Source organism: Bordetella sp., from assembly GCF_051960075.1.
In the GTDB taxonomy this organism is placed as follows: Bacteria; Pseudomonadota; Gammaproteobacteria; order Burkholderiales; family Burkholderiaceae_B; genus Bordetella.
Map to the genome: position 1 here is coordinate 1 of NZ_JBQCER010000032.1, position 12878 is coordinate 12878.

The 12878-nt window shown below is 65.7% G+C and carries 12 protein-coding genes; 5 read left to right on the forward strand and 7 right to left on the reverse strand.

Annotation, left to right across the window (positions count from 1 at the left end):
• From ACTHJ1_RS04220 to ACTHJ1_RS04230, 3 genes are all read left to right on the forward strand, one after another.
• Positions 1 to 689 (forward strand): Bug family tripartite tricarboxylate transporter substrate binding protein (locus ACTHJ1_RS04220; protein ID WP_440188165.1); only part of this gene is annotated, 689 nt, incomplete at its 5' end.
• Positions 679 to 1392, forward strand: a complete 714-nt coding sequence (locus tag ACTHJ1_RS04225; RefSeq protein ID WP_440188168.1) for an SDR family NAD(P)-dependent oxidoreductase — start codon at positions 679 to 681, stop codon at positions 1390 to 1392. The genes ACTHJ1_RS04220 and ACTHJ1_RS04225, both read left to right, overlap by 11 nt.
• 41 nt (positions 1393 to 1433) lie before the next feature.
• The gene (locus ACTHJ1_RS04230) at positions 1434 to 2600 is read left to right on the forward strand and encodes a mandelate racemase/muconate lactonizing enzyme family protein (RefSeq protein WP_440188171.1); all 1167 of its coding nucleotides are present in this window, start codon (positions 1434 to 1436) and stop codon (positions 2598 to 2600) included.
• A gap of 210 nt (positions 2601 to 2810) precedes the next feature.
• On the opposite strand, the gene ACTHJ1_RS04235 is transcribed toward ACTHJ1_RS04230, so the two are convergent.
• The gene (locus tag ACTHJ1_RS04235) at positions 2811 to 3326 is read right to left on the reverse strand and encodes an N-acetyltransferase family protein (RefSeq protein ID WP_440188174.1); all 516 of its coding nucleotides are present in this window, start codon (positions 3324 to 3326) and stop codon (positions 2811 to 2813) included.
• 207 nt (positions 3327 to 3533) lie between these two features.
• Here ACTHJ1_RS04235 and ACTHJ1_RS04240 point away from each other — a divergent pair, with 207 nt between their 5' ends.
• Positions 3534 to 5795 carry an Orn/Lys/Arg decarboxylase N-terminal domain-containing protein gene (locus tag ACTHJ1_RS04240; RefSeq protein WP_440188177.1) on the forward strand — a complete coding sequence of 754 codons (2262 nt, stop codon included), beginning with the start codon at positions 3534 to 3536 and terminating at the stop codon, positions 5793 to 5795.
• Between the two features lie 63 nt (positions 5796 to 5858).
• Here ACTHJ1_RS04240 and ACTHJ1_RS04245 read toward each other — a convergent pair whose 3' ends face one another.
• The 6 genes from ACTHJ1_RS04245 to ACTHJ1_RS04270 form a co-directional block, all read right to left on the reverse strand.
• Positions 5859 to 7049 carry an ammonium transporter gene (locus ACTHJ1_RS04245; protein WP_440188180.1) on the reverse strand — a complete coding sequence of 397 codons (1191 nt, stop codon included), beginning with the start codon at positions 7047 to 7049 and terminating at the stop codon, positions 5859 to 5861.
• A gap of 203 nt (positions 7050 to 7252) precedes the next feature.
• Complete coding sequence (locus tag ACTHJ1_RS04250) at positions 7253 to 8272, reverse strand: Ldh family oxidoreductase (RefSeq protein ID WP_440188183.1); 1020 nt, start codon at positions 8270 to 8272, stop codon at positions 7253 to 7255.
• A gap of 28 nt (positions 8273 to 8300) precedes the next feature.
• Entirely contained in the window at positions 8301 to 9227 is a 927-nt protein-coding gene (locus ACTHJ1_RS04255) for a hydroxyacid dehydrogenase (protein WP_440188186.1), read from the reverse strand.
• Positions 9228 to 9261: 34 nt separating this feature from the next.
• Positions 9262 to 10269 (reverse strand): Bug family tripartite tricarboxylate transporter substrate binding protein, encoded by a 1008-nt coding sequence (locus tag ACTHJ1_RS04260; protein WP_440188189.1) that lies wholly within the window; start codon positions 10267 to 10269, stop codon positions 9262 to 9264.
• Positions 10270 to 10404: 135 nt separating this feature from the next.
• Positions 10405 to 11580, reverse strand: a complete 1176-nt coding sequence (locus ACTHJ1_RS04265) for a UxaA family hydrolase (protein WP_440188192.1) — start codon at positions 11578 to 11580, stop codon at positions 10405 to 10407.
• Between the two features lie 49 nt (positions 11581 to 11629).
• A complete protein-coding gene (locus tag ACTHJ1_RS04270; RefSeq protein ID WP_440188195.1) occupies positions 11630 to 11911 on the reverse strand; it encodes a UxaA family hydrolase in 282 nt (93 codons plus the stop codon).
• A 178-nt stretch (positions 11912 to 12089) separates the two neighbouring features.
• Here ACTHJ1_RS04270 and ACTHJ1_RS04275 point away from each other — a divergent pair, with 178 nt between their 5' ends.
• Positions 12090 to 12839: a GntR family transcriptional regulator gene (locus ACTHJ1_RS04275; RefSeq protein ID WP_440188248.1), complete on the forward strand. Its 750-nt coding sequence runs from the start codon at positions 12090 to 12092 to the stop codon at positions 12837 to 12839.
• The last annotated feature ends 39 nt before the right edge of the window (positions 12840 to 12878 follow it).

Sequence of the window (12878 nt, forward strand, 5' to 3'; positions counted from 1 at the left end):
TCAACGCGTCGACCTTCACCACGGCGCCCATGACGATGAAGAAGCCGCCTTACGACGTGGAGAAGAACTTCACGCCCATCGCCATGGTGGCCAAGGCGCCGCTGGCGGTGTCGGTGAACAAGAATCTGCCCGTGACTGACGTGGCGGGTCTGCTGACATATTCCAAGAGTCATCCCGGCAAACTGATGTTCGCCGTGGGATCCATCGGTTCGGCCGGTCATTTGGGCACCGAGCTGCTCAAGCGCGAAGGCGGGCTCGACTACACGGTGGTGCCCTATCGCGGTACCGCGCCGGCGTTCCAGGACTTGATCGGCGGCCAGATCGACGGCTTCATCGATCCGGTGCTGGGCGCGCTCGAATCATATAAAGGCGGCCTGCTCAAGATCCTGGCCGTAACCTCCGCCAAGCGCCTGCCCAATCTGCCCAATGTGCCGACCGTGGCCGAGACCGTTCCCGGCTACGAGGCCTATAGCTGGTACGGTCTGTGGGGCCCCGCGAACATGCCCGCCGCGGTGGTTGAGAAAATCAATGCCGAGGTCAACACCGCGCTGGCCAAGCTCAAGGCCAAGTACACGCCCCTGGGCGTGCTGCTGACGCCGGGCAGCGTCGCGGACTTCGTCAAGTTCCAGCGCGACGACATGGTCCGTTCGAAGCAGATCATTGCCGAAGGCCACATCCATGTCGACTGATGAACTCGGCGGCGCGCGCGTGCTGGCTGTGGTGACAGGCAGCGGCGCGGGCATAGGCCTGGCCATCGCACAGCGCCTGCTGGATGCGGGTTGGCGCGTGGCGGGCCTGGATATCGGCCCGGCCGCCATCGACCATCCCGCGTATCGGCACCTGTCGGTGGATTTGTGCAGCGCCGAGGCCACGCGCGCCGCTTGCGCGGGTCTGCAGGACGCCGGCGCGCTGGTGCATGCCGCGGGCATCTTGCGCGTGGGCGAGCTGGAGCAGCTCGATCCGGCCGACGGCCTGCGCATGTGGACGCTGCACGTCGATGCCGCGACGCGCCTGGCCCAGGCCCTGATGCCGGCCATGGCCGGACGCGGCGCGGGACGGGTGGTGCTGGTCGGCAGCCGGGTGGCCCAGGGCATGCCGGGCCGCAGCCAGTACGCCGCCACCAAGGCGGCTCTGGTGGCCATGGCGCGCAGCTGGGCAGGCGAATTTGCCGCCCGCGGCGTGACGGTCAATGTGGTGTCGCCTGCCGCGACGCAAACCGGCATGCTGAGCGATCCGGCCCGGGCCGCCAGCCTGCCGCGCCTGCCGCCCATCGGCCGCCTGATCCAGCCGCAGGAGATCGCCGCGCTGGTCGACTTCCTGCTCAAGCCCGAGGCCGCGGCCATCACCGGGCAAGACATCGCCATTTGCGGCGGCGCTTCGCTGCCGCGCTGAAAGACGCGCATTCCCTGAACTTCCAGACCAAGAGACCTCTCATGAAAATCGTGGACATCCGCGAATCCACCCGGCCCATCCGCTCGGACATCCGCAACGCCTATATCGACTTCTCCAAGATGACCCTGAGCCTGGTCGCGGTGGTGACCGACGTCATACGCGACGGCAAGCCGGTGGTGGGCTACGGCTTCAACTCGAACGGCCGCTACGGCCAGGGCGGCCTGATCCGCGACCGCTTCCGTCCGCGCGTGCTCGAGGCCGACTCCGCTTCGCTGCTGGACGACACGGGCGAGAACCTGGACCCGCACAAGATCTGGCAGCAAATGATGATCAACGAGAAGCCCGGCGGCCACGGCGAGCGCTCGGTGGCGGTGGGTACGATGGACATGGCGGTGTGGGACGCAGTCGCCAAGATCGCCGGCAAGCCGCTGTATCAGCTGCTGGCCGAGCGCTACGGCAACGGCAAGGCCGATCCGCATGTGTTCGTCTATGCGGCAGGCGGCTACTACTATCCCGGCAAGGGCCTGGACGGGCTGCGGGCCGAGATGACCGGCTATCTCGAGCGGGGCTACTCGGTGGTCAAGATGAAGATCGGCGGCGCCACGCTGGCCGAGGACTGCGAGCGTATCGAGGCGGTGCTCAAGATACTCGGCCCTGGCCAGCAGCTGGCGGTCGACGCCAATGGTCGCTTCGATCTGCAGACCGCCGTCGACTATGCCCGGGCGCTGTCGGCTTATCCGCTCTTCTGGTACGAAGAGGCGGGCGATCCGCTGGATTACGCGCTGCAAGCCAGGCTGGCCGAGGTCTACGAGGGCCCGATGGCCACGGGCGAGAATCTGTTCTCGATGCAGGATGCGCGCAACCTGATCCGCTACGGCGGCATGCGCAGCGATCGCGATTGGCTGCAGTTCGATTGCGCGTTGAGCTACGGGCTGGTGGAGTATCTGCGCACGCTGGACATGCTCAAGGAGCACGGCTGGTCGCCGTCGCGCTGCATTCCGCACGGCGGGCACCAGATGTCGCTGGCGATCGCGGCGGGGCTGGGGCTGGGGGGCAACGAGAGCTATCCGGATCTGTTCCAGCCCTATGGCGGGTTTCCGGATGGCGTGAAGGTGCGCAATGGGTATGTGGATCTGCCTGCGCTGCCTGGGATCGGGTTCGAGGGCAAGGCGGATTTGATTTCCGAGATGCGGGCGCTGGCGGGTTGAGCGATCGGGGGGGCTCGTTTTCTTGCGCCGCATCGCCGCCGCGGGCATAAAGCGCTCCGGCTTCGAAGTGCCGGGTTTGGCCGCCGCCTTAGGCGGCCAAAGTCCGCTACGCGGACTGCCCCGTCACTTAGGCGCCGGAGCGCTTTACGCCCGCGGCGGCGATGCTCAGGTCATCTCAATTCGTTTCATCTCGTTCCGTCTCGTCTCGGTTTATCTCAGGACGCAGCTCATCAGCACTTCGTCGATCAGTTCGCCGCCGACGCAGAGCGATTCGGGCTCGCGGCCGTATTGCACGAAGCCTAGCGTGGTGTAGAGCGCGATCGCTGCGGCGTTGTCGGCGGCGGCCGTCAGGTGCACCCGGCGCACGCCGGGCATGGACGCGGCGCGCGCCAGGGCGGCTTCCAGGAGCTGCCGGGCCAGGCCTCGGCCGCGGTGCTCGGGGTTGACGTAGACGCCCCAGATGACGGCCTTGTGGCGTGCCTTGAGCTTGCCGTACTGCGAGATGCAGGTCATGCCGACCATGCGGCCCTGGGTGAAGGCGCCCAGGACGGCGCTTTTTTCGTCGGCTTCGGCCAGGCGCAGGAAGTGGTCCAGGCCCAGCAATTCCTCCTCTTCCAGGCTCGATCCGAAGGCGCGCGGCGCCTCGGTCAGGGCGGTCAGGCGCAGGTCTCGCAGGGCAGAGGTGTCGGGGGCGGCAAGCAGGCGTATCTGTGTGGGGCTGGACATGGCGATCCGGGATGGGCGAGGGGCTATGGGCCTCTGAAGTATGTCACGCCTGGGCCTGCGCCGGTCTGGCCCGCCCGGGAACCTCGGGCGGTCGTAGACTTTTGTCAACTTGAGGTCGCAGACTCGCTGTAAACTCGCGTCCGTTATTTGGCCCAAGGCCCCCTTCGCCGGTGTGTACAGGTCCTATCCTCATCCAGGAGCGCCTGCATGAAATTTCGCTTTCCCATCTTCATCATCGACGAAGACTACCGGTCCGAGAACGCGTCGGGTTTGGGCATTCGGGCCTTGGCATCGGCCATCGAGGCCGAGGGCGTCGAGGTCATCGGTGTCACCAGCTACGGCGACCTGACGTCGTTCGCGCAGCAGCAGAGCCGCGCCAGCGCCTTCATTCTGTCCATCGACGACGAAGAGTTCGACGACGCCTCGCCCGAGGATGTGGCCAGCGCCATCAAGAATCTGCGCGCCTTCATCGGCGAGGTGCGGTTTCGCAATACCGATATTCCCATCTATCTGTACGGCGAGACGCGCACGTCCGAACACATTCCCAACGATATCCTGCGCGAGCTGCACGGCTTCATCCACATGTTCGAGGACACCCCCGAATTCGTGGCGCGCCACATCATCCGCGAGGCCAAGAGCTATGTCGACGGCCTGGCGCCGCCTTTTTTCCGCGAGCTGGTCGACTATGCGCAGGACGGCTCGTATTCCTGGCACTGCCCGGGCCACTCGGGCGGCGTCGCGTTTTTGAAGAGTCCGGTGGGCCAGATGTTCCACCAGTTCTTCGGCGAGAACATGCTGCGCGCCGACGTCTGCAACGCCGTGGACGAGCTGGGTCAGCTGCTGGATCACACCGGCCCCGTGGCCGAATCCGAGCTCAACGCCGCGCGCATCTTCAACGCCGACCATTGCTTTTTCATCACCAACGGCACATCCACGTCGAACAAGGTGGTGTGGCATGCCAACGTGGCCGCAGGCGACGTGGTGGTGGTGGATCGCAACTGCCACAAGTCGATTCTGCACGCCATTACGATGACCGGCGCGATTCCGGTTTTCCTGCGCCCCACGCGCAATCATCTGGGCATCATCGGTCCCATTCCGCTGGAAGAGTTCGAGCCCGAGAACATCCGCAGGAAGATCGAGGCCAACCCCTTCGCCCGCGAGGCCAAAAACAAGACGCCGCGCATTCTGACGCTGACGCAGAGCACCTACGACGGCGTGATCTACAACGTCGAGATGATCAAGGAAAAGCTGGGCAGCTACATCGACACGCTGCATTTCGACGAAGCGTGGCTGCCGCATGCGGCCTTCCACGGCTTCTACCAGGACATGCACGCGATCGGCACCAACCGGCCGCGCAGCCAGGACGCGATGGTTTTCGCCACCCACTCCACGCACAAGCTGCTGGCCGGCATTTCGCAGGCCTCGCAGATCATCGTGCAGGAGTCCGAGACCCGCAAGCTCGATCGCAATGTCTTCAACGAGGCGTATCTGATGCACACCTCGACCTCGCCGCAGTACGCCATCATCGCGTCGTGCGACGTGGCCGCGGCCATGATGGAGCCGCCCGGCGGCACCGCGCTGGTCGAGGAAAGCATCAAGGAAGCCATGGATTTCCGCCGCGCCATGCGCAAGGTGGAGTCCGAGTTCGGCAAGAACGACTGGTGGTTCAAGGTCTGGGGGCCCAACCGCCTGCCCGGCGAGGGCATCGGCAACCGCGACGAGTGGCTGCTGGAGTCCAACGATCATTGGCACGGCTTCGGCGACCTGGCCGAAGGCTTCAACATGCTCGACCCGATCAAGGCCACGGTGGTCACGCCGGGGCTGGACATGTCGGGCAGCTTCGGCGAGACGGGCATTCCGGCTGCGCTGGTGTCCAAGTACCTGACCGAGCACGGCGTGGTGGTCGAGAAGACGGGCCTGTATTCCTTCTTCATCCTGTTCACCATCGGCATCACCAAGGGCCGCTGGAACACGTTGCTGACCGATCTGCAGCAGTTCAAGGACGACTACGATCGCAATCAGCCGCTGTGGCGCATCCTGCCCGAGTTCTGCCGCGCGCATCGCCGCTACGAGCGCATGGGCCTGCGCGATCTGTGCCAGCAGATTCACGAAGCCTACCGCGCCAACGACGTGGCGCGGCTGACCACCGAGATGTACCTGAGCGATATGGTGCCGGCGCTGAAGCCGTCGGATGCCTTTGCGCGCATGGCGCACCGCGAGGTCGAGCGCGTGGCCATCGACGAGCTGGAAGGGCGCGTGACGGGCGTGCTGCTCACGCCCTATCCGCCGGGCATTCCGCTGCTGATCCCGGGCGAGCGCTTCAACAAGACCATCGTGCAGTATCTGCAGTTCGCTCGCGAGTTCAATCAGAGGTTCCCGGGGTTCGAGACTTACATCCATGGCTTGGCCGACGAGGTTGGGCCGGATGGAGAGAAGCGGTTCTACGTGGATTGCCTGATCGAGGATTGAGCGGCGCTTGTCGGGGGTGGGCAGTGTCCGGCGTTCTCGAGACGCCGGGGTCGCGCGTTGTGTTTATTCCGGCGTCGCGCTGATCTTGTGGATCGACAGGTCGGCGCCGTCGTATTCCTCTTCCTGGCTCAAACGCAGGCCGACGAAGGCGCGCAGCGCGCCATAGACGATGAAGCCGCCGGCGGCGGCGATGACGACACCGCCGAGCGTGCCGATGAGCTGGGCGCCGAACGAGACGCCGCCCAGACCGCCCAGCGCCTGCTGGCCGAAGATGCCCGCGGCGACGCCGCCCCACGCGCCGCACAGGCCGTGCAGCGGCCACACGCCGAGCACGTCGTCGATGCGCCAGCGGTTTTGCGTCCTGGTGAACATCAGCACGAAGAGCGCGCCGGCTATGGCGCCGGTGATGAACGCGCCGAGCGGGTGCATGAGGTCCGAGCCTGCGCAGACCGCCACCAGTCCCGCCAGGGGGCCGTTATAGGTGAAGCCCGGGTCGTTGCGGCCGATGAGCCAGGCGGCCAGCGTGCCGCCGACCATCGCCATGAGCGAGTTGACGGCGACCAGGCCGCTGATCTTGTCCAGGGTTTGCGCGCTCATCACGTTGAAGCCGAACCATCCCACGGTGAGCACCCAGGCGCCCAGCGCCAGGAAGGGGATGCTCGAGGGCGGGTGCGCAGCGGCGACGCGGCCGTCGCGGGTGTAGCGGCCGTGGCGCGGGCCGAGCAGCATGACGGCCGGCAGGGCGACCCAGCCGCCGAAGGCATGCACCACGACCGATCCGGCGAAGTCGTGGAACGGCGCGCCGAAGGCGTGCGCCAGCATGTCCTGCACGCCGAAGCGGTCGTTCCAGGCCATGCCTTCGAAGAAGGGATAGAGGAAGCCGACAATGACGAAGGTCGCGCACAACTGGGGGTTGAATTTCGAGCGCTCGGCGATGCCGCCCGAGACGATCGCCGGTATTGCCGCCGCGAACGTCAGCAGGAAGAAAAAGCGCACCAGCGGGTAGCCGTTGTGCTGGGCCAGCGCGTTCACGTCGGTAATGAACTGCACGCCGTAGGCGATGGTGTAGCCGATGAAGAAATAAGCGATGGTCGAGACCGAGAAGTCGACCAGGATCTTCACGAGCGCATTGACCTGGTTTTTCTTGCGGACCGTGCCCAGCTCCAGAAAAGCGAAGCCTGCGTGCATGGCGAGCACCATGCCGGCGCCGAGCAACAGAAAAAGCGTATCGGAGCTTGTCTTGAGGTTGTCCATGATGATTGCTTGTCGTGTATCAAAACCGTGCAAAAACAAGCAAAAAACGGGCCAACCTGATCCAAGATGGGGAATAAGCGAACCAACGCGGTGCAGCCTTGGGGATTTTCAGGCCGCGTTCAATCGTGAAGACCGTCGGTAGGCTTCGTTATGGTGCAAATGCACCAATATGGTGATTTCTTGCATTGATTTCGTGCCTGTCGTCAGGCTGGCGAGGCGGGGCCTGTTGCCAGCTCGCGCAATTGCCGCAGTGCCTCATCGGCGACGTCGACACCTGCAGCGCGCGCGGCGCGTTCGCGCTCGCCGCGCCGTGCGCCGGGTAGCCGCACCTCGTCATCCTGCAGCATGGCGGCGATCAGCGTTTCGACTCGTTCGAAGAAGACGTCCTGCCCGGCCAGAGCGCGTGGGTCGATGACCAGAAAGGCCTGCCCGATACGCGGCCGATTGCCTTCTTCGGTGAGGAAGGAGTCGGCCTCGAAGCCTAATCGTGCGCCGGTCAGCGCGCACACCAGCAGTTCGACGATCAGCGCCAGCATCGCGCCCTTGTCGCCGCAGGCCGTCATCTTGCTGCCGGACATGCCCGCCTTGGGGTCGGTCGTGGGTCGGCCCTCCGAATCCAGTGCCCAGCCCAGCGGGATGGGCTGGCCGCCCTGCGCGGCGACCATCAGCTTACCCCGCGCCACGGCCGACAGCGACAGATCGATCAACAGCGGCTCGGCCTCGCGCCGCGGGAACACGGCTGCGATGGGATTGGTTCCGAACAGGGCACGCTTGCCTCCCCAGGCCGGCATGGCGGCGGGAGAATTGCTGAAGGCCAGCCCCACCATCCCGGCCTGGGCGATGGCATCCAGGTGCAATCCGGCTGCGCCGAAATGATGGCTGTTGGTAACGCCGGCGAAGGCCGCGCCCAGGCGCCTGGCGCGCGCCACGGCTTCGCTTACCGCCAGCGCGCAGGCCGGAAACGCCAGGCCGTCGGCAGCGTCCACCAGCAATCCCGCGCCGTGTTCGCGCGAGATGACCGGTTGTGCGGCGCCGTCGACACGGCTGTTTCTCAGGTGGGCGCAGTAGGCGGGAACGCGCGATACGCCATGCGAGGCCAGGCCCTGGGCGTCGGCTCTGGCCAGCGCCAGCGCGGTCGAGCGGGCCATGTCGAGCGAAGCGCCGCTGGCGCTCAGCGCCCGCTCGGCCAATTGCCGCAGTTCGTCGAATTCGATGCGTGCCATGAAGTCGGATTCCGATGAAAAAACGCGCTCAAGCGCGCAGGGCGTCGTCCACGCGTTGCGCCACCAGGCTGGAGACGCGCTCGTTGGCTTCCTGAGTGAGGCCGGCGATATGGGGCGTCAGGATCAGGTTGGGCGCGCCGGCGAGCGGGCTGCCCGCGGGCAGCGGCTCCTGCCCGAAGACGTCGATCGCCGCGCCGCGCAGCGCTCCGCCGCGCAGGGCGGCGGCCAGGGCGAACTCGTCGATGATGCCGCCGCGCGCCGTGTTGATGAGGACGGCGCCCGGCTTCATGCGGGCAAGCCGCGTGGCGTCGAACAAGCCTGCGGTCTGCGGCGTCAAAGGAATATGCAGGCTGATGGCGTCGCTGGTGGCCAGCAGTTCGTCCAGCGCCATGGGGTGTGCGCCGGTCTCGGCCCAGACGGGGGCGTCGGCGGGCAACAGGGGGTCGTGCGCGGCGACCTTCATGTCCAGCCCGCGCGCCAGCCGCGCGGTCAACTGGCCGATGCCACCAAAGCCGACAATGCCCAGTGTCCGGCCCTCGGCCTCCAGGCCGCTGGATAGCTCGGTGCGGGGCCAGGCGCCCGCAGCGACCTGCGCGCTGTGAGCGTAGGCGCCACGCAGCAGCAACAAGGTGGTGGCGATGACATATTCCGCCACGGCTCGGGCGTTGGCTCCCGTGGCCGGGATCACCCGCACGCCGCGTTCGGCACAGGCAGGCAATTCGATGTTGTCCAGCCCCACGCCCAGGCGCCCCACCACGCGCAGCCGTGGTGCGGCGGCCAGCAGCGCCGCGTCGACCCGGGTCCGGTTGCGCACGATCAGCGCATCGGCGGCCTCGCATGCCTGCAGCAGCGCATCGCGGCGGTCCACCAGGTCGGGTTCGTAGCGGACTGTGTGGCGCGCCGCGAGCGTCGCGACGGCAGCTTCATCCATGAATTCTGAGATGACAATCAGCATAAAGGGTGCTCAGGTCGTGGGGAGTTGGATGGACTCAAGACGTGTGGATGCCGGATTCCTGGATGACCTTGCGCCATAGCTGCACTTCCGTCGCCAGGTATTTGCCGAATTCGGCTGGCCCGCGCGGCTGCGGTACAAAGCCCAGGTGCACCAGCGTGCGCTGCATGTCAGGCTTCTTCAACTCGGCCAGGACTGCCGCGCTGGCTTGCTGCACGACGTTTGCGGGCGTGCCGGCCGGCACCATGATGCCGGTGAAGTTCTCCACGATGAGATCGGGTATGCCGGCCTCGGCCACGGTCGGAACATCGGGCACATCGGGGCTGCGGGCGTGCGTGGTGATCGCCAGCGCCCGCAGTGCGCCGCTTTTCACATGGGCCAGCGATTCCGGATAGTTGGAGAACACCACGTCGATCTGGCCGCCGATGAGGTCGGTGAGCGAAGGGGCTCCCCCGGTGTAGGGCACGTGCGTGAGCTTGGTGCCGGTCAGCTTCTCGTACAGCGCCAGCGTCAGGTGCGGCGGCGTGCCGTTGCCGCTGGAACCGGCGGTGAGTTGGCGCTTGCCCTTGGCTGCCTTGAGCAAGTCGGCCATGGTCTTGATCGGGCTCTTGGCGTTGACGACCACCATCATGGGCGAGGCGGCCAGACCCGCCAGCGGCGCCAGATCTTTGAGCAGGTCGTATCCCGAGTCCTTGAACAGCGTGGCGTTGGCCGCGTGCGTCATCGTGATGGCCAGCCAGGTGTAGCAATCGGGGCGGGCCCGCGCCACAAAGGCGGCGCCGATATTGGCGTTGCCGCCGGGTTTGTTCTGGACGATGAGGTTCCAGCTTTTATCCGCGCCCAGCGCCTTGCTCACCATGCGAGCCGCCACGTCGGTCAGCCCGCCGGGTGCGAACGGCACGACATAGTTGATGGGCGATGCCGGCCAGGCGTCCTGGGCCAGGGCGGATTTCAGGGGCAGGCTGCCCAGCAGGCTCGCTGCGCCTGCTGCATGCAGCAGGCGACGGCGGCCGATATCGACGTATGCATGAAACTTGTCTTTCATGTTGCTCCTCCGTGGATGTAGGGGCCTGAACGTCGTCGGACCGGCCCGCGCCGACCTGAGGTCGAGCGCGGGCATGCGCCCGGCGGCGCGCGCCGAGGTCTGCCGCCTCGGTCGCCGCCCCGCTGTTTTGGTAGGTCAGGCGCTTTCGAACAGCCGCGTCAGCACGAATTCGCGGTGTCCCAGGGCTTCTGCGGCAGTCCAGCGGCCGTTGGCGGTCGCCAGCATGCACTCGAGCAGCTTGTCGCCGGCCTGGTCCAGATCCATCTCGCGCTGCAGAAGGCCCGATGTGTCCACGTCGATGTGTTCGGACATGGTGCGCACCGTGCGCGGGTTGGCGCAGATCTTGATGACGGGCAGGATGGGATTGCCGATGACGTTGCCCTGCCCGGTGGGGAAGAAATGCACGGCGAAGCCCGAGGCTGCGCAGAGCGTGACCATCTCGGCCGCGGCAGACGACGAGTCCATGAACCACAGGCCTTTGCCGGTAGGCATCTCGGCCTTGTCCAGCACGCCGTCGATGCGGCATGTCTTGCCGATCTTCTGGATATTGCCCATGGCCTTTTCCTCGATGGTGGTCAGGCCGCCGGCGATGTTGCCCTTGGTGGGCTGCGATTCGGACAGGTCGCTGGTCTTCCAGCGGTCGATCATGTCCTGGTAGCGATTGAACATGAACATGAAGCGCTCGCGCACGGCGTCGTTGGCGCAGCGCTTGGCCACGATATGCTCGCCGCCGGTGAGCTCGGACGTTTCGCCGAACACCAGCGTGTTGCCCGTGGCATACAGTTTGTCGAAGGCGTTGCCGACGGTGGGGTTGGCGCCGCACCCCGACGTGGTGTCCGACTCGCCGCACTTGGTCGATACCCACAGCTCGGAGATCGGGCATTGCTCGCGCCGCAGGGCGGTGGCGTAGTGCACGTATTCTTTGGCCTGCTTCGACGCGCGCATGATGGTGTCGTGGTCGCCGTGCAGTTCGATGCTGAATCCCGCGACCGGCTTGCCGGTGGCGGCGATGCCGTCGACCACGCGTTGGGTCCAGCCTTCCTCGATGCCGATCACGATGACGGCCGCCACATTGGGGTTGCAGCCGGTGCCGATCAACGTGCGAAAGTGCAGATCCAGGTCTTCGCCGAACTGCAGCCGCCCGTAGGGGTGGGGCAGGGCCAGGGTGCCCTTGATGTTGTTGGCGACGGCCTCGGCCGCCGCGTTGGAGATATCGTCCACGGGCAGCACGATGACGTGGTTGCGCACGCCGACGCGCCCGTTGTCGCGCCGGTAGCCGTGAAAAGTGGTGGATGGGGTGATGATGGCCATGATGAAGAATCCTGTGTGTCCGGATGTGGATGACGGAGGCTAAGCCGGCCTACCAGCGCTTGGTCTTGATGTTGTGGACGTGGGCATGCTGGCCGGCCTGGATCGGCGCCACCACCTTGCCGATGTCTTCTCCGTACTTGTAGACCGTGTCGCCGACCGCCATGTCGGCGAGCGCCACCTTGTGTCCGATGGGAATGTCCTGGCGTGCCCGGACCTGGATGATGCGGTCTTCGTCCATGACCCAGGCATTCAGCTCGGTGCCGGCGGTCAGGCCTTCCACGACAACGACGGCCACGGTGTCCTTGGCCTCGTGCAATACGGCATGAATCATTTCTCTCCTCCTTGATCGGTGCGGCTGCCGACCGTCCTCCGGTCGGCGCTCTTGTACATATTATTCATCCATATTACTCAAGTCAACTAAATCATATATATGATTTGTATGAGTTGAGAAAGCCGGCCAGGCGCGGCTACACTCGAACTTGCAAAATTCCACGAATCCCAAGCACGCGATGGATCTCAACCCGCTTTCCGAGGCGCCGCCCGACGCGCCTTTGTACGAACAGGTCAAGCACGCCATGCTGATGGCGCTGACGCGCGGGGAGTGGACTCAAGGCGAGGCGATTCCGCCCGAGAAGCAGCTGGCCGAGCGCTTCGGGGTGTCCATCGGCACGCTGCGCAAGGCAGTCGACGAGCTTGCGGCCGAGAATATTCTGGTGCGCCGACAAGGGCGCGGCACCTTTGTGGCCGAGCACAGCCGCAACGCCCACTTTTTCAAGTTCTTCCGTGTCGTGCGACAAGACGGGCACAAGTCCTACCCTGCCACCAGGCTGCTGCGTTTCGGCCGGGTTCGCGCCTCGGCGCTGGTGCGAGAAAAGCTCGGCCTGGCCAGCGGCGCCTATGTGTTCGAGTTTTCCAACGTGCTTGCGCTCAACGGCGACGTGGTCCAGGTCGACGACATCAGTCTGCCCGAGGCGCGCTTCCCGGGCTTGTCCGAACGGCAACTGCGCGAGCGGACCGGCACGCTATACAGCTTCTACCAGGAATTCTTCGGGGTGAACGTCATCGCGACCGACGAACGGCTGCGCTGTTGTCTGGCCGATGCGCGGCATGCCGGCTGGCTGGGTGTCGCCGAAGGCGCGCCCCTGCTCGAAGTGCGCCGGATAGCGTATTCGTACAGCCATCAGCCCGTGGAGTGGCGCGTTTCGCGCGTCAACACCGAGAGCTACGAGTATCTGGGGCAGGACGCCGCCCAGTTCTGAAAGCCGGATTGTCGGCCGGTTCCGGCGTATGCGCGGCGC